Source organism: Pseudomonas sp. FGI182 (assembly GCF_000511325.1).
Classification (GTDB): domain Bacteria; phylum Pseudomonadota; class Gammaproteobacteria; order Pseudomonadales; family Pseudomonadaceae; genus Aquipseudomonas; species Aquipseudomonas putida_Z.
The window spans coordinates 4399772-4421381 of sequence record NZ_CP007012.1 but is presented as its reverse complement, the minus strand read 5'-3'; the positions used below and the strand labels follow the sequence as shown (position 1 = coordinate 4421381).

Here is a 21610-nt window from a genome sequence, read left to right as displayed (position 1 = left end):
TTTAATGTAGAAAAGGCGCCTGCTCACGAATTTGTTGGCGTCTTTTTCACAAAATATTGATGGCACGCTTTCTAGAGTTCAGCCAAGTTTCCCCGGTGCCGCGCAGGCCCTCGGGCTGATAATCACTCTTGATTGCGAACACTGATGCTCAACTTCAAATCCCTGCGGACTGAATGGGTCACGCTGCTGGCCAGCCTTTACCTGCTGATCGGCTTCAATGTCTTCCTCTGGCAGCATCTTGAACAGGTCGTGCCGCCCGGTTTGCCGGGGCTTTGGCTGAGCCTGGCGTTTGCCGTGCTGATGCTGTTCGCGTTCAACCTGATCCTCACGTTGTTCGCCTTCCGTTATGTATTGAAGCCAATACTTATCGTGTTGTTCATGAGTGGCGCGGGTGTGGCTTACTTCATGAACCAGTACGGCGTACTTATTGATGCGGGCATGTTCCGCAATATCGCGGAAACCAACGTGGCGGAAGTGCGTGACCTGCTTTCGTTGAAGTTTGCCTTGTATATCCTGGGCCTCGGTGTAGTGCCTTCGGTGCTGTTGTGGAAGGCGCCGATCGCCTATCGCGCCTGGCACCGTGAACTGCTCGGCAAGCTGGTGGTTGGCGGTGCCTGCGTGGTGGCCCTGGGCTCGGTGGCACTGGTCAACTACCAGGGCCTGTCGTCGCTGTTTCGCAACCACCACGAACTGCGCCTGATGCTCACCCCCAGCAACATCGTGGGTGCCTCCATTGGTTATGTCAGCGAGCGCGTCGGTACCGCATCGCGGCCCTTCCAGCATTATGGTGAAGATGCCAGGCGTGATGCCGCCTGGCAAAAGCACGAACGCAAGTCGCTGACCGTGCTGGTGGTGGGCGAAAGTGCGCGGGCAGACCACTTCGGCGTGCTTGGCTACAACCGCGATACCACACCGAACCTTGCCAGGGAACAGGGCCTGCTGGCGTTCTCCGATGTGCACTCCTGCGGCACGGAAACCGCCGTTTCGGTGCCGTGCATGTTCTCTGGCATGAAGCGCAAGGACTACGATGCCCGCGTGGCGAAGAACCGCGAAGGGTTGCTGGACATCCTCCAGCGTACCGGCCTGGCGGTGCAGTGGCGTGACAACCAGTCGGGCTGCAAGGGCACCTGCGACCGCGTGCAGTTCATAGATGTCAGCAAACTCAAGGACCCGCAGTTGTGCGCTGATGGTGAATGCCATGACCAGATCCTGCTGCAGGGCTTGGGTGAGCTGATCGACAACCTCGACAAGGACACCGTGCTGGTGCTGCACCAGATGGGCAGCCACGGGCCTGAATACTTCAAGCGCTACCCCGGCGCCGACCAGCGCTTTGCCCCGGTGTGCCAGAGCAACGCGCTGGACCAGTGCAGCGAGCAGGAAATCGTCAACGGCTACGACAACACCCTGGCCTATACCGACAAGGTGCTGGCCTCGCTGATCGACACCCTGCGCAGCAAGCAGGACAAGGTCGACACGGCGATGATCTACCTGTCCGACCATGGCGAGTCGCTGGGTGAATACAACCTGTTCCTGCACGGCACGCCTTACGCCATCGCTCCCGAGCAGCAGAAGCACGTGCCGCTGCTGACCTGGTTCTCCGACAGCTACAAGGAGGACTTCGGCGTCGACACCGACTGCCTGGCCAAGCTCAGCGATGCACCGCTGTCGCAGGACAACCTGTTCCACTCGGTGCTCGGCCTGCTGCAGGTGCACACCGAGGTCTACCAGCAGTCGCTGGACATGTTCGCCAGCTGCCGGCCATGGCTGGCGGCCAAGCGCTAAGGCGAAGCGCATTCAAAAAACGCTAGCTTGCGCGCTCTTTGTGGGAGCGGGCATGCCCGCGAAGCAGGCGACGCGGTGGATGGCACGGGCTTCGCCCGTGTTCGCGGGCATGCCCGCTCCCACAGGGATCGCGAAGCTTGCGGATTTTGCGCACGAGAGTTGCTGCTGCCTGAACACGCACAACAGCACCGCTGATCGATATCAAGGATGGCCCGGGTTTCACCAGCAGTGCCCGCGCCGTATATACTGCGCGCCAATGTTAGTGGGAGAGCCTCGTGGCCATCGAAATACACTGGATCCGTGACGACCAGAGCCTGGCCGAACACTGCCGCGACTGGCATCAGCTGCCCTTTGTCGCCGTCGACACCGAATTCATGCGGGTCGACACCTTCTACCCGAAAGCCGGGCTGATCCAGATCGGCGATGGCCAGCGTGCCTTCCTGATCGACCCGTTGCTGATCGGCAACTGGCACCCCCTGGCCGAACTGCTGGATGACAGCGGCGTGGTCAAGGTGCTGCACGCCTGCAGCGAAGACCTCGAAGTGCTGCTGCGCCTGACCGGCAAGCTGCCACAGCCGCTGTTCGACACCCAACTGGCCGCCGGCTACCTGAACCTGGGCTTCTCCATGGGCTATTCGCGCCTGGTGCAGGAAGTGCTGGGTATCGACCTGCCCAAGGGCGAAACCCGTTCCGACTGGCTGCAGCGCCCGCTCTCGGAAACCCAGGTCAGCTATGCCGCCGAGGATGCCGTGCACCTGGCCGAGCTGTTCACCGTGTTGCGCCCGCGCCTGAGTGACGACAAGTACGCCTGGGTGCTGGAGGACGGCGCCGAGCTGGTGGCCGCATTGCGCCGCGAAGTCGAGCCCGAAAGCCTGTACCGCGACGTCAAGCTGGCCTGGAAGCTGGCCCCCCAGCAACTGGCAGTGCTACGCGAGCTGTGCGCCTGGCGCGAGCGTGAAGCGCGCAACCGCGACGTGCCGCGCAACCGCATTCTCAAGGAGCACTCGCTGTGGCCCATGGCCAAGAGCCAGCCGAACAACCTGTCGGCGCTGGCCAAGATCGACGAGATGCATCCACGCACCATTCGTCAGGACGGTGAGTTCCTCATCCAGCTGATCAAGCGTGCCGCCAGCCTGCCAGCCGAGCAATGGCCACAGGCCTTGCCCGAGCCTTTGCCGATCGAGGCCAGCGGCATCCTCAAGCAGCTGCGTGCCATCGGCCAGGCCGAAGGTGAGCGCCTGGGCATTGCCCCCGAGCTGATGCTGCGCAAGAAAGCCCTGGAAGCGCTGCTCAAGAGCGGCTACCCCAATGGCCCCTATCAATTGCCCGATTCGCTGCGCGGCTGGCGCCGTGAGCGCATGGGCCAGGCCCTGCTGGACAGCCTGGCAGGCGCCGGAGAGACCCGATGAAACGCATTTGCTCTATCTACAAGAGCCCCCGCAAGAACGAAATGTACCTGTACGTGCTCAAGGCCGACGGCCTGGAGCGCGTGCCCGAAGGCCTGCTGCCGTTCTTCGGCACCCCCGTGCACGCCTTCGACCTGGTGCTTACCCCCGAGCGCAAGCTGGCCCGCGAGGATATCGCCAAGGTGCTGGAAAACCTCGACAACCAGGGTTACCACCTGCAGATGCCGCCGCCGGAAGACGACTACATCGAGCATCTGCCCGAAGAGTTGCTGCGCCGTAACGACCCTGCCTGACCATGCGAGTACTGATTGCTGAGCATGATCATGCTCGATACGCCGAGATTTTGCGTGCAGCCGCGCCTGAGCTGGAGATCCTGACCAGCGGCGACTCCGCCGAACTGGCCGGCCAGGCGCCACAGTGCCCGGTGTGGCTGGGCCAGCCGGACCTGCTGGCAAGCCTGCTGCGCCAGGGCCACAAGCCGGCCTGGATGCAGTCCACCTGGGCCGGTATCACCCCGCTGCTGGCCGAGGGCCTGCCGCGCGACTATCGCCTGACCCGCGCCGTGGGCATCTTTGGCCAGGTGATGGCCGAGTACATGCTTACCTACATGCTCGGCCATGAGCGCGAGGTGCTGTCGCGCCTGGTCAGCCAGGTCGAGCGGCGTTGGGACGACCGCCCGGGGCGTACCCTGGAAGGGCGCAAGGTGCTGATCGTCGGCACTGGCGACATTGGCCAGCGGGTGGCCGAGTTCCTGCAAGCGTTTGGCGTGGTGCTATATGGCGTTGCCAGCAGCGCCCGCGAGCAGGCGCCGTTCGTCGAGGTAGCGGCGTTGGCCGACCTGCCGCGCATGGTTGGCCAGGTCGACTACGTGCTCAACCTGCTGCCGGATACCCCGGCCACCCACGACCTGTATGACGCGGCACTGTTCAAGTGCTTCCAGCCCACGGCGCTGTTCATCAATGCCGGGCGTGGGGCGGCGGTGGTCGACGCTGACCTGGTCGAGGCGCTGAAGGAAGGGCACCTGGCGGGGGCGGTGATCGATGTCTGCCGGCAGGAGCCGTTGCCCAGGCAACACCCGTTCTGGACGGCGTGGGGCTTGCTGCTGACCGGGCACAGCTCGGCGCCCACCTCGCCGGCGGCGATGGTGCGGTTGTTTGTCGAGAATGTGCGGGCGTATGTGGCGGGGCAGGGGTTGCGAGGTGAAGTGGATTTCGCCCGGGGCTATTGATTTTGTAGTGCCTGTACCGGCCTCTTCGCGGGTAAACCCGCTCCCACAGGATCTCCACTACCCTCAGGTCCTGTGGGAGGCTGGTGTTGGCTGTGCTGGCACAGGATCAACACAGGCCCCATGGGGCAGTGGAGATCCCTGTGGGAGCGGGTTTACCCGCGAAAAGGCCGGTACAGCCAATGCAAGGCTTACAGGCTGAAATCACCCTCGGCAGCCAGCTCGCTCAGTGGCTTGCGCGGGCTCGGTACTTCACGCGCCTGCAGGGCTTCGTTCAGGCTGGCCTTGTCGCCCAGCTTGCCGATCGCCACCATGGCATGCAGCACGTAGCCTTCAGGAACCTTCAACTCCTGACGCGCCAGTTCCTGGTCGAAACCGGCCATGCCATGGGTATGCCAGCCGCTGATGCTGGCTTGCAGGGCCAGGTGCCCCCAGGCAGAGCCGGTGTCGAAGGTGTGCCACAGCGCCGGTCTTTCTTCCGTGGCGCCCGGGGCGGCGTAGGTGGTCTTGGAAATTACCAGCACCAGCGCCGAAGCCTGTTGCGCCCAGCTGCGGTTGGCCGGCACCAGCAGGTTCAGGTAACGCTCCCAGTTCGGCGTGTCACGGCGGGCATAGAGGAAGCGCCAAGGTTGCGAGTTGTTCGCCGACGGCGCCCAGCGTGCAGCTTCGAGGAAGCTCAGCAGGGTTTCTTCGCTGATCGGCTCGGCGGTGAAGGCACGTGGCGACCAGCGGTTGATGAATTGCTCGTTGATGGCGTAATCGGCAATGCGGGGGGTGGCGCTCATGGCGGCTCCTGCAAAAGGACGGGAAACGCGCACGCTACTGCGTCGCGTCGCGACTGACAAGCGGTCTGGCTTTGCCGAAGGCCAGGCTCTAGACTGGCGCCGCCGCGCGCCGTGGCCCCAAGATGAATGCAGGAAACCCGTGTCATGATCGCTGAAAACGCGCCGTTCTGGCGGCGTAAGACCCTCGAACAACTCAGCCCGCAAGAGTGGGAGTCGCTGTGCGACGGCTGCGGCCTGTGCTGCCTGCAAAAGCTCGAGGACGAAGACGACAACAGCGTCTATTACACGCGCATCGCCTGCAAACTGCTGGATCTGCACACCTGCCAGTGCAGCGATTACCCCAACCGCTTCGCCCAGGTACCTGACTGCATCCAGCTCACCCCGGGCAAGGCCGACCAGTTCAAGTGGCTGCCGAGCACCTGCGGCTACCGCCTGGTCAGTGAGGGCAAGGACCTGCCGGCCTGGCACCACCTGGTCTGCGGCGATCGCCAGCAGGTCCATGAACAGCGCATTTCCCAGTCGGGGCGCATGCTCAGTGAACACGATGTGCACGAAGACGACTGGGAAGACCACCTGATCTTCCGCGCCAGCTGACCGGCGCGGCCCGCTGCCACGGGGAAACAAGGAGTTTCTGTATGCGTTGCCAGCTGTTGTTGCTGTTTGGCCTGTTGGCCAGTTCGCCGGCCTGGGCGAAAAAGGTCGACCTCGACTACCAGGTGCGCCTGTTGCCGGCCAGTGGCCAGGCGGAGGTCCGCCTCACCTTGGCCGAAGGCAGTGCCGTGCGCAGCCTGGACTTCGACCTGGGCAAGGCCGGGGCCTACAGCGGCTTCCAGGCTGATGGCCAATGGAAACTGCAGGGCCAGCGCGGCGTGTGGCAACCGGCGGCCGGCAAGACCAGCCTCAGCTACCGCGTGCAGCTGGACCAGAAACGCGGCAGCGGCGCCTATTCGTCGCGCATCACCCCGCATTGGGCGCTGTTCCTCGGCGACCAGCTGGTACCGCCTGCGCGCCTCGACCAGCAGGATGGCACCGAGCTGGTGGCGCGGTTGGCGTTCGACCTGCCCGAAGGCTGGAAGAGCATCGAGACCTCCTGGCCGCGCATCGGCAAGGACAAGTTCCGCATCGACAACGTTTCGCGCCTGTTCGACCGCCCCACCGGCTGGATGCTCGCCGGCGACTTGGGTAGCCGCCGCGCCCGCCTGGGCGAAACCGAGGTCACCGTGGCCGCACCGGTGGGGCAGGGTATGCGGCGCATGGACAACCTGACCTTGCTGACCTTTGTCTGGCCGCAATTGCAGGCGGTGTTCCCGCGCAACCCGCCGAAGCTGCTGTTGGTCGGTGCCCGCGACGGCATGTGGCGCGGGGCGATGGCCGCGCAGGGCTCGTTGTACCTGCACAGTGCCCGGCCTATGGTCAGCGAGAACGGCAGCAGCCCGTTGCTGCGCGAAGTGGTGCAACTGTTTGCGCAGATCCATGGGCGTGACGGCAGTGACTGGCTGGTGGAAAGCCTGACCGACTACTACGCCAGCGAGTTGCTGCGCCGCTCGGGCGGGGTGAGTGACGACCGTTACCAGGCCTGGCAGGCGCGCCTGAGCAAGCAGGGCGCCAAGGTCACCCGGCTCAAAGGCGAGCATGCCACCCCGGCGCAAGTTGCGCGGGGGGTGATGTTGCTGCAGGCACTGGACAAGGAAATCCGCATCCACACCCAGGCCAAACGCTCGCTGGACGATGTGGCACGCGGGCTGATGCGCCTGCCCAGCGTCAGCACCGAAGACTTCATACAGATCAGCGAGAACGTGCTGGGGCGGCGCTCCGAGGTGTTGCAGAGCAAGGCGTTGCGCTGAGCACCTCTTTCGCCCGTACCGGCCTCTTCGCGGGTGAACCCGCTCCCACAGGTTTCTCGTTGCCCTGCAGGAGGAGCCTTGTGCTGCGAAGAGGCAATTACAGCCGCAGACCCTCTTTGATCATACTGGCCCTTTCGCAGCACAAGGCTGCTCCTACAGGTAATGTACTGCCCTCAAGACGGCGCCGTCCCTGTGGGAGCGGGTTCACCCGCGAAGAGGCCGGCACAGGCAGTGCAAAACTCAACTGCCAGCCAACGGATCCTTCCCGGTCACCGTCACCCCCTGCGTCGCCGCGTCGGCACTGGCCCGCAACGCCTCCAGCTCCTCCGCACTGCGCTCGATGTCCGCACGCAGCCGCTGGTATTCCTGGCGATGCCGCTGCCACCAGGCCTTGGTCGAACAATGCCCGCTGACCCCGCGGGCCACCGCCAAACCTCCCACCACCATCTGCAGCAAGCCGACCAGGCCGCCATGGCGCATCCCCTTGCTGAACATCAGCGCCCCCCCGGCCAGCGAGCTGACCCGTTCCAGCCCATGAACATTGTGCTGCGACGATGCCGTCGCGGAATGGATATCGAGCATGGCAAGGCCTCCTCGTGAAGTGTAAGCAGCTGACCCGCTGGCCGCCGTCATCGTTCACTCGGTATGCCGAACGACATCCTCTGTCGCATAGAAGGCTCTGCCATGCACCTTTCAAAGGAGCCGATGTCACTTATGGTCAAGTCCGTGGCGGATCCAGGCAACTTGACCGCCCCCTCGCTGGCGTACCGTGACCGGGCGCGAAGCTCATCCACGCTGGGTTTCGATCCAGGAGCTTCACGTCCCCCACAAAGAAAACAAAAGCAGGGATCAGGATGACAATGACAAGCGCGAGTGGCGCCAGCAATCAGCTGGCGCAAGGCTTCAAGCAACGCCATGTGACCATGCTCTCCATCGCCGGGGTGATCGGTGCCGGGTTGTTCATCGGCTCCGGGCACGCCATTGCGGCGGCCGGCCCTTCAGCCATCGTCGCCTATGCACTGGCCGGCGCGCTGGTGGTGCTGGTGATGCGCATGCTCGGGGAAATGGCCGTCGCCAGCCCCGATACCGGCTCGTTCTCCACCTACGCAGACCGCGCCATCGGCCGCTGGGCCGGCTTTACCATCGGCTGGCTGTACTGGTGGTTCTGGGTGCTGGTGATTCCCATCGAAGCCATTGCCGCCGGCGTGGTGCTCAACAACTGGTTCCCGCACATCGATGCCTGGTTCTTCGCCCTGAGCATGACCGTGCTGCTGACCGCCACCAACCTGTTCAGTGTGGCCAAATACGGCGAGTTCGAGTTCTGGTTCGCCATGCTCAAGGTCATCGCCATCGTCGCCTTCATCGCCCTGGGCGCCGCAGCCCTGGCCGGCGTTTTGCCGGGGCGTGAGGTCAGTGGCCTGCCACTTCTGCTGGAGCAGCAGGGCGGCTTCATGCCCAATGGCTGGACCGCGATCATCGGTGCCTTGCTGACCACCATGTTCAGCTACCTGGGCACCGAAGCGGTCACCATCGCCGCCTCCGAATCGAAAGACCCGGCGCGCAACATCGCCAAGGCCACCCGTTCGGTGATTTGGCGCATCAGCGTGTTCTACCTGCTGTCGATCTTCGTGATCATCTCGGTGGTGGCGTGGAACGACCCGCTGCTGCCGGTACAGGGTTCGTACCAGCGGGCGCTGGAAATCATGAACATTCCTTACGCCAAGCAACTGGTGGACATCGTGGTACTGGTGGCGGTGGCCAGCTGCCTGAACTCGTCGATCTACATTTCGTCGCGGATGCTCTACTCGCTGAGCAAGCGCGGTGATGCGCCAGGCTTCATCCAGCGCACCTCGAAGGTGGGCGTACCACGTGCGGCGGTGATCGGCAGCACGCTGATCGGCATGCTGGCGACGATCGTCAACTACTTTGCCCCGGCCGAGGTGTTTGCCTTCCTGCTGGCCAGTTCCGGGTCGATCGCGTTGCTGGTGTACCTGGCGATTGCCTTCTCGCAACTGCGCATGCGCGCCATCCTGCAGCGGCAGAATGTCGAGATTGCCTTCCGCATGTGGCTGTACCCATGGCTGACCTATGCAGTGATCGGTTTCATCATCTTTGCCCTCGGCACCATGTTCGTCATGCCCAAGCACCGCATGGAGGTATCGCTGACCCTGGCGCTGGCCCTGGTGATCCTGGTGCTGGGGGTGATTACCAGCAAGCGGCATGCGCGGCGGGAGGCCTTGGCAACCGCGTGAAGGGATTTGTGTGAATGGAAGAGAGCCACCTGCCTGCAGGTGGCTTTTTTGTTTGTGCCGGCCCTTTCGCGGGCTCGCCCGCTCCCACAGGTACAGCGCAGGTCTTGAAGGCTGTGCCCTACCTGTGGGAGCGGGCGAGCCCGCGAAAGGGCCGGCAGATTTCTACCTGTCTGTCTTGTCTGGCGAATTTTTTGTCCGGTTTGGCAATGCAGCCCCAAGGGTGTTTAATCTCACCCTTGAACCCGCTGGACCCCCTGAAAACAAAGGCCCAGACAGATTTCACCGTTCATCGAAAATGCTGTAGACATATTGTCTAACAGTGCCCTATAGTCGTTATACAAATAGTAGACATAGCTCTATGACAACAAAGAAGGCCGCCATGAAAGCCACCGTTCAACCACTCAGTGCAGAAGTGCCGCAGGACCGCAAGGCCGTCCTCGCCGAAGCGCTGCGCCGCCGGATCCTCAGCATGGAACTGGCCCCGGGCGCGGTGGTGGACGAACTGGCCCTGTGCGACGAGTTCGGCCTGTCGCGCCCGCCAGTGCGTGAGCTGCTGCGCCAGATCGCCGCCGAAGGCTACATCGAACTGGAAGCCAACCGCGCGCCACGTGTCGCTGCCATGAACCACGAGTCGCTGCACAGCTTCTTCGTCGCCGCCCCGCTGATCTACGTCGCCACCACCCAGCTGGCCGCCACCTATGCCAGCGCCGCCGAGATCGAAGTGCTCAAAGGTATCCAGGCCATGTTCCGCCAGGCCATCGAAGAGCGCGACGTGGAAAACCGTGTGCTCTACAACGACGCCTTCCACCTGGAAATCGGCAAGATGGCGCACAACGACTACCTGCTGCCAAGCCTGCGTCGCCTGCTGATCGACCACACCCGGCTGGGCAAGATTTTCTACCGCCACCCGACCACCGATGACATGCAGCACGACCTCGAGATGGCCTGCGAGCAGCACGAGCAGATGATTCAGGCCATCGAGCGCCGCGACCCGCAAGCTGCCGGCCAGCTGGTGCGCGAGCACTTCGAGCTGTCGCGCCGGCGCATGGCCGAGTACGCCGCGCCGCAAGGGCTGGATGTACCGATTCAGATATGAGTTACCAAGGTCAGGCAACTGGCGCTGACCACCCGTCGACAACAAGAACCAGGTTAGTGACATGACAAGAATTAGTTCGTTACCTGCCGATGATGCCACCTGTGGCTGGTATCACCTGAGCAAGCCCCGCACGCCAAGGCCGGCCCACAGTGGCCACAGCCAGGCGCGCTGGGTGGTGGTCGGCGCCGGTTTCACCGGCCTGGCTGCCGCACGGCAGCTGGCAACGAACTTCCCGGACGACGAGATCGTGCTGATCGAGGCCCAGGAGGTCGGCTTTGGCACCTCCGGGCGCAACGCCGGCTTTGCCATCGACCTGCCGCACGACATCGGCGCCGAGGACTACATCGGCGACATCGACATCGCCAAGACCATCCTCAAGCTCAACCTGGGTGGCCAGTCCTACCTCAAGGAGCTGATCGAGCGCTACGACATCGAGTGCCAGTTCCGCCACTGCGGCAAGTACCAGGCGGCCGTCGAAGACCGCGGCATCGCCGTGCTGGATGCCTACCGCCGCGGCCTGGACAAGCTCGGCCAGCCCTATGAAGTGATCGAAGGCCGCGACCTGCCCGAGCACATCGGCACGCATTTCTACCGCAAGGGCCTGTTCACCCCCGGCACCGCCTTGCTGCAGCCGTCGGCGCTGGTCAAAGGCCTGGCCGACAGCCTGCCGTCCAACGTTTCGCTGTATGAACGCACGCCCATCACCGAGGTCGACTACGGCGACAAGGTAGTGCTGCGTCATGCCAACGGTTCGATCACCGCCGACAAGCTGGTGCTCACCACCAACGCCTTCGGCATGAGCTTCGGCTTCCTCAAGGGCCGCATGCTGCCGGTGTTCACCTACGGCAGCATCACCCGCCCGCTGACCGAGGAAGAGCAGGCGCGCCTGGGCGGCAAACCCTACTGGGGCGTGATCCCGGCCGACCCGTTCGGCACCACCATGCGCCGCACCGTCGACAACCGCCTGCTGATCCGCAACAGCTTCAGCTACAACCCCGACGGGCGCAGCAACCGCAAATACCTGGACCGCTTCGTCCAGCGCCACCGCGAATCGTTCGCCCGGCGTTTCCCGATGCTGCCCGGGGTGAACTTCGAATATACCTGGGGCGGCGCACTGGCACTGTCGCGCAACCACATGGGGTTCTTTGGCAAGTTGGCGCCCAATGTTGTCGGCGCACTTTGCTGCAACGGCCTGGGTGTTACCCGTGGCACTGTCACCGGCAAGTTGCTGGCCGACTGGCTGGCCGGCGACAAGAACGAACTGATCGAGTTCTTGCTCAATGCTCCCGGGCCTTGTGCAAACCCGCCGCAACCCCTGGTTTCCCTGGGCTTGAACGCCAACCTGATGTGGGGGCAGTTCCGCGCTGGCAAAGAAAGCTGACCGCTGACGGCGTTGCAACTATGAACACTTGATGCCGGTGGCGATTTAGCCGGCACGGGCACCCTTTGCCCGAAATTGATGATCGGCCAACAGGCCGGTCACCCGGGGCTGAACGCTGTTTTCAGTTTCGCGGGCACGCTCGCCTTGAATATGTGCATGTAACAGAAGTGGCAGGAACAACAATGACAAGTCCAAATGTTTCGATTGAAGATGTACCGATCAACAACTTTCACCAGTTGCTGACCCTGCGTTCCGGTGGCGGCTCGTTCGTCGATGGCTATGTATTGAGCATCATCGGCGTTGCCATGGTGCAGATGTCGGCAGGCCTCAACCTGACCAGTTTCTGGCAGGGCATGATCGCCGCTTCGGCGCTGATCGGCATTTTCTTCGGTGGCTTCTTCGGCGGCTGGTTGACCGACCGCTTCGGCCGCAAGCGCGTGTTCTTCGTCGGCCCGACCCTGTTCATCCTGGCCTCGATCGCGCAGTTCTGGGTGGAATCGGCGATGGTCCTGTTCCTGCTGCGCTTCGCCATCGGCATCGCGGTAGGCATCGAATACCCGGTGGCCACCTCGCTGCTGGTGGAGTTCCTGCCCAAGAAGAACCGTGGCCCACGCCTGGCCACCCTGACCGTGCTGTGGTTCGCCGGTGCCGCCTGCGCCTACATGGTCGGTGAAGCGATCCTGCGCCACGGTGGCGACGATGCCTGGCGCCTGGTGCTGGCCAGTGCCTCGGTGATCGGCGCGCTGCTGTTCGCGATTCGTATAGGCACCCCCGAATCGCCGCGCTGGCTGATCAGCAAAGGCCGTTCGGCCGAAGCCGAGCAGGTGATCAAGCGCGTCTACGGCAGAGATTTCTCGCTGAAGAACCTGCCGGAAGAGCCCAAGACCCGCAAGCTGTCGTTCCTCAGCCTGCTGCACTCCGGCTATGGCAAGCGCATGCTGTTCGTCACCATGTTCTGGACCTGCTCGGTGATCCCGGTGTTCGCCGTCTACGCCTTCGCTCCGAAAGTGTTGGGTGCACTGAACCTGAAAGGGGACTGGGCCGCCATCGGCTCGGTCGCCATCACCTGCCTGTTCGTGGTCGGTTGCATCATCGGCACCCGCCTGCTGAACACCATCGGCCGCCGCACCACGCTGCTGCACAGCTTCTTCTGGTCGGGGCTGGCGTTGCTGGGCCTGGGCGCTTTCAGCAACGGCAACGAGATGCTGATCCTCGCCCTGTTCGGTGCCTACGCTTTGTTCATCGGTGGCGCCCAGGTGTTGCAGCTGGTGTACCCCAACGAACTGTTCCCTACCGAAATCCGTGCCGGTGCCGTTGGCGTGGGCACCTCGATGTCGCGGGTCGGTGCTGCGGTCGGCACCTGGCTGGTGCCCATCGCCCTCGATAGCTATGGCATCGGCGCCACCATGTATGCCGCCGCCGCGGTGACCTTCGTCGGCCTGGCCTTCTCCGTTGCCCTGGCCCCGGAAACCCGCTCGCTCAACCTGCAACAAGCGGCTTCGCTGAGCTGAATTCATGACGACCCGCCGCAGCGTCGATCCGCTGCGGCCTTTACAACACTGAGCAACGCACTGGAGAACCTACCGTGAAATTCGAAGGCATCTACACCCCGGCAATCACTCCGCTGGCTGCGGACGGCTCGATCGACAAGGCGGCGTTCGCCGAGGTCCTCGAATACCTGGTCGAGTCTAAAATCCACGGCGTCATCATTGGTGGCTCCACCGGCGAGTACTACGCCCACACCACCCAGGAGCGCATCGACCTGGCCGCCCAGGCCAAGGACGTGCTGGCCGGCCGCCTGCCACTGATCGTCGGCACCGGTGGCATCCGCACCGAAGACGCCGTGGCTTTCGCCCAGCACGCCAAGGAAATCAAGGCCGACGCACTGCTGGTGGGCACCCCGCCGTACGCACTGCCGACCCAGCAGGAAATCGCCCTGCACGTCAAAGCCGTCGACGCCGCCGCCGGCCTGCCGATCATGCTCTACAACTACCCGGGCCGCATGAGCGTGAGCATGGGCGAAGAGTTCTTCGACGCCGTGGCCGACGTGAAGAACATCGTCGCCATCAAGGAAAGCTCCGGTGACATGGGCCAGCTGCACCGCCTGGCTATCCAGCGCCCGAACATCCAGCTGTCGTGCGGCTGGGACGACCAGGCCCTGGAGTTCTTTGCCTGGGGTGCCAAGAGCTGGGTCTGCGCCGGCTCCAACTTCATCCCGCGCGAGCACGTGGCCCTGTACGAGGCCTGTGTAATCGAGAAGGACTTCGACAAAGGCCGCAAGATCATGGGCGCCATGATGCCGCTGATGGACTTCCTCGAAGGCGGCAAGTTCGTCCAGTCGATCAAGTACGGCTGCGCCCTCAACGGCCTGAGCACCGGTGGCGTACGCAAGCCGCTGTACGACCTGGATGCCGCCGAGAAGCAGGAACTGCAGCGAGTGGTCACCGAACTCAAGCGCAACATCGCACAGATCACCGGAGGTGCCTGAAAATGGCCGATTTGCTGAGCAAGGAACAATACGCGGCCCTCGCCGCCGAACTGCAACTGCGTACCCAGGCGTTCATCGACGGTGAGTTCCGCGATGCCATCTCGGGCAACACCTTCGTCACCACCAACCCGGCCACCGGCAAGCAGCTGGCCGAAGTCGCCGCCTGCGACGTCAACGACGTGAACGTGGCCGTGGCCGCCGCCAAGCGCGTGTTCGAACAGGGCACCTGGTCGAAGATGCAGCCGAACGACCGCAAGCACGTGCTGCTGAAGTTCGCCCAGCTGCTGGAAGACAACGCCCACGAGCTGGCCGTGCTGGAAGCGCTGGACAGCGGCAAGCCGGTCAGCGAGTGCCAGAACGTCGATGTGCCGGAAACCATCCACACCATCCGCTGGCACGCCGAGCTGATCGACAAGATCTACGACGCCACGGCCCCGACCGGCAATGCCGCCGTGACCATGGTGGTGCGCGAGGCCATCGGCGTGGTCGGCCTGGTGCTGCCGTGGAACTTCCCGCTGCTGATGCTGGCCTGGAAGATTGCCCCGTCGCTGGCCGCCGGTTGCTCGATCGTGGTCAAGCCAGCCAAGGAAACCACCCTCAGCGCCCTGCGCGTGGCGGAACTGGCCCACGAGGCGGGTATTCCTGCAGGCGTGTTCAACCTGGTACCTGGCGGTGGCCGTGAAGTGGGCGAGGCCATTGGCCGCCACATGGACATCCCGATGGTCAGCTTCACCGGCTCCACCGACACTGGCCGCCTGTTCCTGAAGTACGCCGCCGAGTCCAACCTCAAGCGCATCGTCCTGGAGCTGGGTGGCAAGAACCCGGCCGTGGTCATGAACGACTGCGAGGACCTGGACGAAGTGGCCCAGTTCGTCACCGCCGGTGCGTTCTGGAACATGGGCGAAAACTGCTCCGCTTCCTCGCGCCTGATCGTGCACAAGGATGTGAAGGACCAGCTGCTGGGCCTGATCGCCAAGCACCTGAAGGACTGGAAGCTGGGCGACCCGCTGGACCCGGACAACCGCCTGGGCGCCATGGTCAGCAAGTCGCACTTCGAGAAGGTCAAGTCGTACCTGGAATACGCCGCCGAGCACAAGCTCAGTATCGTCCAGGGTGGCGAGACCGAGGACGGCGTGTTCGTGCAGCCGACCATCGTCGACAACGTTGGCCGCGACAACAAGCTGTTCGTCGAGGAGATCTTCGGCCCGGTGCTGAGCGTGACCAGCTTCGAGACCATCGACGAGGCGATCGAGCTGGCCAACGACACCGTCTACGGCCTGGCGGCCTCGGCCTACACCGGCAGCCTGCGCAATGCGCTGCGCCTGTCGCGTGAAATCCGCGCGGGCGTGGTTACGGTCAACTGCTTCGGCGAAGGGGATGTCACCACGCCATTCGGTGGCTACAAGGAGTCCGGCTTCGGTGGGCGCGACAAGTCCATCTGGGCCCATGACCAGTACACGGAGCTGAAGACCATCTGGATCAACGCTTCGTGACCTGAGCAAGACCGGTGCTGTTCTGACGGAGTTCGGCACCTGGCCGCCCTGTGTTGTCCGGGCTGGCCTCTTCGCGGGCACGCCCGCTCCCACAGGGACCCCACAGTCTTCACGGCCTGTGCAGTACCTGTGGGAGCGGGCGTGCCCGCGAAGAGGGCGGCTCTGCCAGTACAAGGCGGCCTTTTTATTTGAACTTGGGCCCCGAACGGGTATTCAGCCCTTTGGCCATGCGGTCATACAGCACCACATTCACCGTCGCTGCCAGGTTCATGCAGCCCTCGGTCGGAATGTAGATGGTCTCTTCGCACCACGCCCGCACATCGGCACTGAGGCTGCCGTCTTCCGGCCCGAAGATGTAGATGGCCCGGTCCGGGTGGGTGTATTCCGGCAATGGCCGCGCGCCTTCCACCAATTCCACGGCCACCGGCGTGCAGCCCAGCGGGATGATGCGCTGCAGGTCGTCGATGCCGATCAACGGGATGTCGTAGTGCACGCGCTTGGTGTCGGTGACGAAGTCACGGGCACGCTCGTAGCGTTTGCCGGTGTAGAACACCGAATTGACGCCGTAGCAACCCGCGGCGCGCATCACCGAGCCGACGTTTTCTGCCGACTTGGGGTTGAACAGGCCGATGCAGCTGTATCGTTTGTTTGCCACGTACCGGGGCCCTTCGCGAAAAAAAGCGCGATTATACGGGCTGCCCGGTAGCAGCGGGGGGCGAATCGATGGTCAGTCTTTCTTCAGCATGCCCGCCAGCCCGGCGAACGGGTTGTGGGTGGCCTTGGCGATGCTCGGGGTGCTGGTGGAGCCTTCGCTGAAGTACTGCTGGTCGGTGTAGCGCGAGTGCTCGTTGTCGTGGCAGTACAGGCACAGCAGCTCCCAGTTGGAGCCGTCCTGCGGGTTGTTGTCGTGGTTGTGGTCGCGGTGGTGCACGGTCAGCTCGCTCAGGCGCTTGCCGGAGAACTCGCGGGCGCAGCGGCCGCAGACGTGCGGGTACATTTTCAGGGCCTTGTCGCGGTAACCCATTTCCTTGTCGCGCTTGGCATCGGCCAGGATGCGGTCCAGGCGCGCGGTGGCGGCGGCGGAAGAGGTGGAGCTCATGGTGTTTCCTTTGTTCTGATCAGGCAAATGACGGTTATGCATTGAGTCTAGCGCGCTTGCGGGGCAGGCGGACAGGCGAAAGCCGTGATTTAGGCGTAGCCTGTAGGAAGGTTCCCGACAGGAGGTTGCTGATGTTTCGCACGATCCTCGTTGTGCTGTTGTTGGCCGGCCTGCCCATGGCCGAAGCTGCCAGCACGCCACCCCGGTTGAGCACGCCGGTGCCCGGTGCACCGGGTACGCCTACGCCTACGCCATATCCGCAGATTACCCCGAGTACGCCGCCCAAGGCCTATGACAGCCAGCCGGGGGCGCCCCTGTTGCCGCCGATGCCGGTGCCCGGGCCGCCGAAGGACCAGCCATTGCCGGGGTTGCGCCAGGACCCGCCGAAGCCGGCGGGGCAGGATGATTGACTTAGAGGGCCGTGTTGGCTGTGGGATTTTGGGGCTGCTTTGCAGCCCATCGCGACACAAGGCCGCTCCTACAGGGATCGCGCAGGATTCAGGACATGCGCTATCCCTGTAGGAGCGGCCTTGTGTCGCGAAAGGGGCGCAAAGCGCCCCCAGCTTTCTCAAACGATACCTAGCTCACCAAACACGAACGCATATTCCAAGGCCACATCCTTGAGCCCCTGATACCGCCCGCTCATCCCGCCATGCCCAGCCCCCATCTCGGTCTTGAGCAGCAGCAGGTTGTCGTCGGTCTTGCGCGTACGCAGCCGCGCCACCCACTTGGCCGCTTCCCAGTACTGCACGCGGCTGTCGTTGTAGCCCGCCACCACCAGCATCGCCGGGTAGGCCTGTGCCTTCACGTTCTCGTACGGTGCGTAGGCCTTGATCCGCTCATACACCTCCGGTTCCTCAGGGTTGCCCCATTCGTCGTACTCGGTCACGGTCAGCGGCAGCTCGGGGTCGAGCATGGTGTTGAGCACGTCGACGAACGGCACTTCGGCAATCGCACAGCGGAACAGCTCGGGGCGCAGGTTGAGCACCGCGCCCATCAGCAGGCCACCGGCGCTGCCGCCACTGATGGCCAGGCGGTCGGCAGCCGTGACACCCTCGGCGATCAGGTGCTCGGCACAGGCGATGAAGTCGCTGAAGGTGTTGTGCTTGTGCTCCTGCTTGCCGGCGCGGTACCAGGCTTCGCCCAGTTCGCCGCCGCCACGCACATGGGCGATGGCAAAGGCCACGCCGCGCTCCAGCAGGCTCAGGCGCGCGTGCGAGAACCACGGGTCGAGGCTTTCGCCATAGGCGCCGTAGCCATACAGGTACAGCGGCACGGTCTGGCCCAGGTCCTGGCGGCGGCGCACCAGGCTGATCGGTACCCGGGTGCCGTCCGCTGCGGTAGCCCACAGGCGCTCGCTGACATAGTCGTCGGCATCGAATGGCCCCAGCACCGGGGTTTGCTTGAGCACCGCCTGGGCACCGCTGGCCAGCTCCAGCTGGCGTACCTGGGCCGGGCGGTTGAGTGCTTCGTAGCGCAGGCGCAGGCGTGGGCTGGCGAACTCCAGGCTGTCCTGCACGTACAGGCTGTAGGCCGCGTCGGGCAGTTCGACGCGGTAGGCCGCCAGGCCCTGCGGGCGTACCTCGATGATCGGCAGGCCGCCTTCGCGCAGGCTCAGGGTCAGCGCGCCGGCATTCAGGCTGAGGCCTTCGAGCATGATCGCGTCGCGGTGCGCTACCAGCACCTGCCATTGCTCACGGCTGGGCACTGGTGCGACCGGGGCGTGGTACAGGGCGAAGTTGATGCCGTCCTGGTTGGTGCGGATGAACCAGCGCCACTGGCCGTCGAGCTGGCCGTGGTCGGGGAAGTACTCGTGGCCTTCGACCCGTGGCGCCAGGCAGGTGAACGGTGCCTGCGGGGTTTCCGCGTCCAGCACCCAGGCTTCGCTGGTGGTCTTGCTGTTGAGCAGCAGCACCAGCTGGCGTTCGGAGCTGGTGCGGTAGCAGTGCAGGAAGAAGCGCCCATCGGGCTCCTCGAACACGGTCTGCGCGCCTTCGTTGCCCAGGGTGTGGCGACGCAGGCGCCACGGGCGGTGGGTGTCGTCCAGTTCGGCGAAGAACAGCGTCTGGCTGTCGTTGGCCCAGGTCAGGCTGCCGTCGCAGTCGTCGAAGGGCAGGGTAGTGACGCTGCCACTGGCCAGGTCCTTCACGTACAGGGTGAAGATTTCGTCGCCGCTGGTGTCCAGGCTGTAGGCCAGCAGGCGGTGGTCGGGGCTGACGTTGAACGCGCCGAGGGACAGGAAACCGCCATTGGCCAGGGCGTTGGGGTCGAGCAGCAGTTGTTCCTGGCTTTCATCGACCGTGTTGGAGTCGTCGGCCGGGCGCGGGCAGCGGTAGTGGCGCGGGTACTCGTCGCCCGCGGTGGTACGGGTGTAGTACAGGTAGGGGCCCCAGGGCGCCGGCAGCGACAGGTCGGTTTCCAGGATGCGGCCCTTGATCTCTTCGAACAGTTGTTCGCGCAGCGGCGCCTGGTCGGCCAGGCAGGCTTCCTGGTAGGCGTTCTCGGCCTGCAGGTAGGCAAGCACCTCGGGGGTGTCACGCTGTTGCAGCCAGGCGTACGGGTCGGCGGCCTGGGCCTGGTGGGCAATCGGGGGTTGGGGCTTGGTTGGCATTGAGGATCTCTTGATTGGGGTTGCCTGTGCCGGCCTCTTCGCGGGCTTGCCCGCTCCCACAGGCACTGCACAGTTCCAAGATCTGTGGTGAACCTGTGGGAGCGGGCAAGCCCGCGAAGAGGCCGGCACAGGCAAACGCTGTCTGCGCCCGGAAAAGTGTTTATCATAGGCATCTCTTTGCCTGGCTTGCACGAACACCATGACCGAGAACGACTACACCCTCGCCTGGGGCCTTTACGCTGTTGCCGCCCTGGGCTGCCTGATGGTGGGCTTCAAGCTCACCGGCTGGATGTGGCGCTGGCTGCGCGAACCGCTGCGGGTGGTGCTGGCGGTGCTGCTGCTGACCCCGACCATCGTCGACCCGGTCAAGGACAGTTTCGCCCCGGCCATTGCCATCACCGCCCTGGATGTCGCCTTCAAGGTCGGCAACAACGCCTGGCGCGCGGTGTCCGACTTCGCCATGTACGGCATGGGCGCGTTTTCCCTGTATTTCCTTTTCGTACTGCTGCGTTTGCCGCTGGAAAAGCGCGCCCGCGAGCGCCGCGCGCAGGCCGAGGCCGCTGCCCAGCGCCAGGCTGCCGAAGATGACCAGCTTGGCGCCCAGGGCCCGCTGGCCGCAGAGCGCCGCGACCGTTACCGTGATGCGCCACCCCCTGCCGCCCCAGCCGTCTCCCGAGGCGGCGGCCGGGTCGAGCCCCGTCTGTAAGCGGAGACACGCCTATGTGCGAACTGCTGGGCATGAGTGCCAACGTCCCCACCGACATCGTCTTCAGCTTCACCGGCCTGATGCAGCGCGGCGGCCGTACCGGCCCGCACCGTGACGGCTGGGGCATCGGCTTCTACGAAGGCCGTGGCCTGCGCCTGTTCCAGGACCCGGCCGCGAGCAGCGAGTCGGAAGTGGCCAACCTGGTGCAGCGTTACCCGATCAAGAGCGAAGTGGTCATCGGCCACATACGCCAGGCCAACGTCGGCAAGGTGTGCCTTTCCAACACTCACCCGTTCGTGCGGGAGATGTGGGGCCGCAACTGGTGCTTCGCGCACAATGGCCAGCTGGGCGACTTCAAGGGCCAGGCCAGTTTCTACCGGCCGGTGGGCGATACCGACAGCGAGGCGGCCTTCTGCGACCTGCTCAACCGCATCCGCAGCGCCTTCCCCGAGCCTGTGCCGGTGGAACAGCTGCTGCCGGTGCTGGTCGAAGCCTGTGCCGGCTACCGCGGCCAGGGCGTGTTCAACTGCATGCTCAGCGATGGCGACTGGCTGTTCTGCTTCTGTTCGACCAAGCTGGTGCACATTACCCGCCGGGCACCCTTTGGTGCGGCGCGGTTGAAGGATGTCGACCTGATCGTCGATTTTCACACCGAAACCACCCCTAACGACGTGGTCACGGTGATCGCCACCGAGGCCTTGACCGAGAACGAGATCTGGCAGCGCTACGAGCCGGGGCAGTGGGCCCTGTGGCGGCACGGCGAGTGCGTGGCGCACGGCCAGAGCTAAGGACGCGGCATGTTCAGAAGTTACCTGCGGTTGCTGCTGTTCACTTTCGGCCTGCTGGCCGGTATCCAGGTCCCGGGGCTGGTGAAGGACTACAGCCAGCGGGTCGAGGCGCACCTGTTCGAATCACGCGAGGCGCTCGACGGCTTCCGGCAGACCGCCGAACGCTTCTTCAATGGTGACCTGCAGGCGCTGCTGCGGCATTACCGCAGCAGCGACGACCCGGTGTTCAACAGTGATGCCAACAGCATCGAAAGCCTGATGATCCGCAACGAACTGCTGGAAAACGAATGGCAGGCGCTGCAAGCGCCATGGGCGCAGCGTACCTGGCACGTGCTGGTACAGGCCGACCCGCAGTTGCGCGAAGAAACCCTCAATGGCTACAGCTACCAGATCCTGCTGGTGCCCGAGGCGGTTGGCTGGGGGCTTGGTGCAGGGTTTGTGCTGGCCTTCGTGGTCGAGAGCCTGTTGCTGGCGATTGGCTGGGTCATCCTGGGCGGGCGGCGTGGGGCGGTGAAAGAGAGCTGGCGCTGAGCTGATTCGATTTGCCCGAGCGACGCGGTCCTTGTAGGAGCGGCCTTGTGTCGCGAAATGGCCGCAAAGCGGCCACAGGGTTCTGCAGCGCTGCACAAATTGCTGGGGCTGCTCTGCAGCCCT

General features: G+C 64.2%; 21 protein-coding genes. 16 read left to right on the top strand and 5 right to left on the bottom strand.

Annotated elements, in window-relative coordinates; all coding sequences use genetic code 11:
- Positions 1-144: 144 nt before the first annotated feature.
- The 4 genes from C163_RS19405 (at position 145) to C163_RS19390 (ending at position 4416) form a co-directional block, all read left to right on the top strand.
- Positions 145-1782 carry a phosphoethanolamine transferase gene (locus C163_RS19405; RefSeq protein ID WP_025340226.1) on the top strand — a complete coding sequence of 546 codons (1638 nt, stop codon included), beginning with the start codon at positions 145-147 and terminating at the stop codon, positions 1780-1782.
- Between the two features lie 275 nt (positions 1783-2057).
- Entirely contained in the window at positions 2058-3191 is a 1134-nt protein-coding gene (gene rnd / locus C163_RS19400) for a ribonuclease D (protein ID WP_025340225.1), read from the top strand.
- Positions 3188-3481 carry a YcgL domain-containing protein gene (locus tag C163_RS19395; RefSeq protein ID WP_015271354.1) on the top strand — a complete coding sequence of 98 codons (294 nt, stop codon included), beginning with the start codon at positions 3188-3190 and terminating at the stop codon, positions 3479-3481. The genes rnd and C163_RS19395 overlap by 4 nt, the downstream gene beginning before the upstream one ends.
- A 2-nt stretch (positions 3482-3483) precedes the next feature.
- Positions 3484-4416: a D-2-hydroxyacid dehydrogenase gene (locus C163_RS19390; RefSeq protein ID WP_025340224.1), complete on the top strand. Its 933-nt coding sequence runs from the start codon at positions 3484-3486 to the stop codon at positions 4414-4416.
- Between the two features lie 188 nt (positions 4417-4604).
- Here C163_RS19390 and C163_RS19385 read toward each other — a convergent pair whose 3' ends face one another.
- Positions 4605-5198: a nitroreductase family protein gene (locus C163_RS19385; RefSeq protein WP_025340223.1), complete on the bottom strand. Its 594-nt coding sequence runs from the start codon at positions 5196-5198 to the stop codon at positions 4605-4607.
- Between the two features lie 144 nt (positions 5199-5342).
- Between C163_RS19385 and C163_RS19380 the strand changes: the two genes are divergently transcribed.
- Positions 5343-5792, top strand: a complete 450-nt coding sequence (locus C163_RS19380; RefSeq protein WP_025340222.1) for a YcgN family cysteine cluster protein — start codon at positions 5343-5345, stop codon at positions 5790-5792.
- A 41-nt stretch (positions 5793-5833) separates the two neighbouring features.
- Positions 5834-7042, top strand: coding sequence for a hypothetical protein (locus C163_RS19375; RefSeq protein ID WP_025340221.1), 1209 nt, complete (start codon positions 5834-5836; stop codon positions 7040-7042).
- A 240-nt stretch (positions 7043-7282) separates the two neighbouring features.
- Here C163_RS19375 and C163_RS19370 read toward each other — a convergent pair whose 3' ends face one another.
- Positions 7283-7624: a DUF2892 domain-containing protein gene (locus C163_RS19370; RefSeq protein ID WP_025340220.1), complete on the bottom strand. Its 342-nt coding sequence runs from the start codon at positions 7622-7624 to the stop codon at positions 7283-7285.
- Between the two features lie 272 nt (positions 7625-7896).
- Here C163_RS19370 and gabP point away from each other — a divergent pair, with 272 nt between their 5' ends.
- From gabP to C163_RS19340, 6 genes are all read left to right on the top strand, one after another.
- The gene (gene gabP, locus C163_RS19365) at positions 7897-9294 is read left to right on the top strand and encodes a GABA permease (RefSeq protein ID WP_025340219.1); all 1398 of its coding nucleotides are present in this window, start codon (positions 7897-7899) and stop codon (positions 9292-9294) included.
- Positions 9295-9673: 379 nt separating this feature from the next.
- Positions 9674-10390, top strand: coding sequence for a GntR family transcriptional regulator (locus tag C163_RS19360; protein ID WP_025340218.1), 717 nt, complete (start codon positions 9674-9676; stop codon positions 10388-10390).
- Between the two features lie 61 nt (positions 10391-10451).
- On the top strand, positions 10452-11771 hold the full coding sequence (locus tag C163_RS19355) for an FAD-binding oxidoreductase (protein WP_025340217.1): 1320 nt from the start codon (positions 10452-10454) through the stop codon (positions 11769-11771).
- A gap of 182 nt (positions 11772-11953) precedes the next feature.
- A complete protein-coding gene (locus tag C163_RS19350) occupies positions 11954-13282 on the top strand; it encodes an MFS transporter (protein ID WP_025340216.1) in 1329 nt (442 codons plus the stop codon).
- A gap of 74 nt (positions 13283-13356) precedes the next feature.
- Positions 13357-14259, top strand: coding sequence for a dihydrodipicolinate synthase family protein (locus tag C163_RS19345; protein WP_025340215.1), 903 nt, complete (start codon positions 13357-13359; stop codon positions 14257-14259).
- A 2-nt stretch (positions 14260-14261) separates the two neighbouring features.
- The gene (locus C163_RS19340) at positions 14262-15752 is read left to right on the top strand and encodes an aldehyde dehydrogenase (RefSeq protein WP_025340214.1); all 1491 of its coding nucleotides are present in this window, start codon (positions 14262-14264) and stop codon (positions 15750-15752) included.
- 184 nt (positions 15753-15936) lie between these two features.
- On the opposite strand, the gene C163_RS19335 is transcribed toward C163_RS19340, so the two are convergent.
- Together C163_RS19335 and C163_RS19330 are read right to left on the bottom strand one after the other, a co-directional pair.
- On the bottom strand, positions 15937-16407 hold the full coding sequence (locus C163_RS19335; protein ID WP_025340213.1) for an RNA methyltransferase: 471 nt from the start codon (positions 16405-16407) through the stop codon (positions 15937-15939).
- A gap of 72 nt (positions 16408-16479) precedes the next feature.
- Complete coding sequence (locus tag C163_RS19330) at positions 16480-16851, bottom strand: YajD family HNH nuclease (RefSeq protein WP_003259546.1); 372 nt, start codon at positions 16849-16851, stop codon at positions 16480-16482.
- Between the two features lie 131 nt (positions 16852-16982).
- On the opposite strand from C163_RS19330, the gene C163_RS19325 reads away from it, so the two are divergent.
- Positions 16983-17261: a hypothetical protein gene (locus C163_RS19325; RefSeq protein WP_025340212.1), complete on the top strand. Its 279-nt coding sequence runs from the start codon at positions 16983-16985 to the stop codon at positions 17259-17261.
- A gap of 158 nt (positions 17262-17419) precedes the next feature.
- Here the strand turns inward: C163_RS19325 and C163_RS19320 are convergent, their stop codons facing one another.
- The gene (locus C163_RS19320) at positions 17420-19462 is read right to left on the bottom strand and encodes a S9 family peptidase (RefSeq protein ID WP_025340211.1); all 2043 of its coding nucleotides are present in this window, start codon (positions 19460-19462) and stop codon (positions 17420-17422) included.
- Positions 19463-19661: 199 nt separating this feature from the next.
- On the opposite strand from C163_RS19320, the gene C163_RS19315 reads away from it, so the two are divergent.
- Genes C163_RS19315 through C163_RS19305 form a run of 3 tightly spaced genes read left to right on the top strand, consistent with a single transcriptional unit; the run spans position 19662 to position 21487 of the window.
- Complete coding sequence (locus C163_RS19315) at positions 19662-20168, top strand: hypothetical protein (protein ID WP_025340210.1); 507 nt, start codon at positions 19662-19664, stop codon at positions 20166-20168.
- Between the two features lie 14 nt (positions 20169-20182).
- Positions 20183-20956, top strand: a complete 774-nt coding sequence (locus tag C163_RS19310) for a class II glutamine amidotransferase (protein WP_025340209.1) — start codon at positions 20183-20185, stop codon at positions 20954-20956.
- Positions 20957-20965: 9 nt separating this feature from the next.
- Entirely contained in the window at positions 20966-21487 is a 522-nt protein-coding gene (locus C163_RS19305; RefSeq protein ID WP_003259551.1) for a DUF2937 family protein, read from the top strand.
- Positions 21488-21610: the final 123 nt, after the last annotated feature.

Bases quoted from the DNA above. Each gene is read 5' to 3' on its own strand.
- C163_RS19405 (WP_025340226.1), top strand. From the start codon at position 145: ATGCTCAACTTCAAATCCCTGCGGACTGAATGGGTCACGCTGCTGGCC.
- C163_RS19395 (WP_015271354.1), top strand. From the start codon at position 3,188: ATGAAACGCATTTGCTCTATCTACAAGAGCCCCCGCAAGAACGAAATG.
- C163_RS19390 (WP_025340224.1), top strand. From the start codon at position 3,484: ATGCGAGTACTGATTGCTGAGCATGATCATGCTCGATACGCCGAGATT.
- C163_RS19385 (WP_025340223.1), bottom strand. From the start codon at position 5,198: ATGAGCGCCACCCCCCGCATTGCCGATTACGCCATCAACGAGCAATTC.
- C163_RS19380 (WP_025340222.1), top strand. From the start codon at position 5,343: ATGATCGCTGAAAACGCGCCGTTCTGGCGGCGTAAGACCCTCGAACAA.
- C163_RS19375 (WP_025340221.1), top strand. From the start codon at position 5,834: ATGCGTTGCCAGCTGTTGTTGCTGTTTGGCCTGTTGGCCAGTTCGCCG.
- C163_RS19370 (WP_025340220.1), bottom strand. From the start codon at position 7,624: ATGCTCGATATCCATTCCGCGACGGCATCGTCGCAGCACAATGTTCAT.
- gabP (WP_025340219.1), top strand. From the start codon at position 7,897: ATGACAATGACAAGCGCGAGTGGCGCCAGCAATCAGCTGGCGCAAGGC.
- C163_RS19360 (WP_025340218.1), top strand. From the start codon at position 9,674: ATGAAAGCCACCGTTCAACCACTCAGTGCAGAAGTGCCGCAGGACCGC.
- C163_RS19355 (WP_025340217.1), top strand. From the start codon at position 10,452: ATGACAAGAATTAGTTCGTTACCTGCCGATGATGCCACCTGTGGCTGG.
- C163_RS19350 (WP_025340216.1), top strand. From the start codon at position 11,954: ATGACAAGTCCAAATGTTTCGATTGAAGATGTACCGATCAACAACTTT.
- C163_RS19340 (WP_025340214.1), top strand. From the start codon at position 14,262: ATGGCCGATTTGCTGAGCAAGGAACAATACGCGGCCCTCGCCGCCGAA.
- C163_RS19330 (WP_003259546.1), bottom strand. From the start codon at position 16,851: ATGAGCTCCACCTCTTCCGCCGCCGCCACCGCGCGCCTGGACCGCATC.
- C163_RS19325 (WP_025340212.1), top strand. From the start codon at position 16,983: ATGTTTCGCACGATCCTCGTTGTGCTGTTGTTGGCCGGCCTGCCCATG.
- C163_RS19320 (WP_025340211.1), bottom strand. From the start codon at position 19,462: ATGCCAACCAAGCCCCAACCCCCGATTGCCCACCAGGCCCAGGCCGCC.
- C163_RS19315 (WP_025340210.1), top strand. From the start codon at position 19,662: ATGACCGAGAACGACTACACCCTCGCCTGGGGCCTTTACGCTGTTGCC.
- C163_RS19310 (WP_025340209.1), top strand. From the start codon at position 20,183: ATGTGCGAACTGCTGGGCATGAGTGCCAACGTCCCCACCGACATCGTC.
- C163_RS19305 (WP_003259551.1), top strand. From the start codon at position 20,966: ATGTTCAGAAGTTACCTGCGGTTGCTGCTGTTCACTTTCGGCCTGCTG.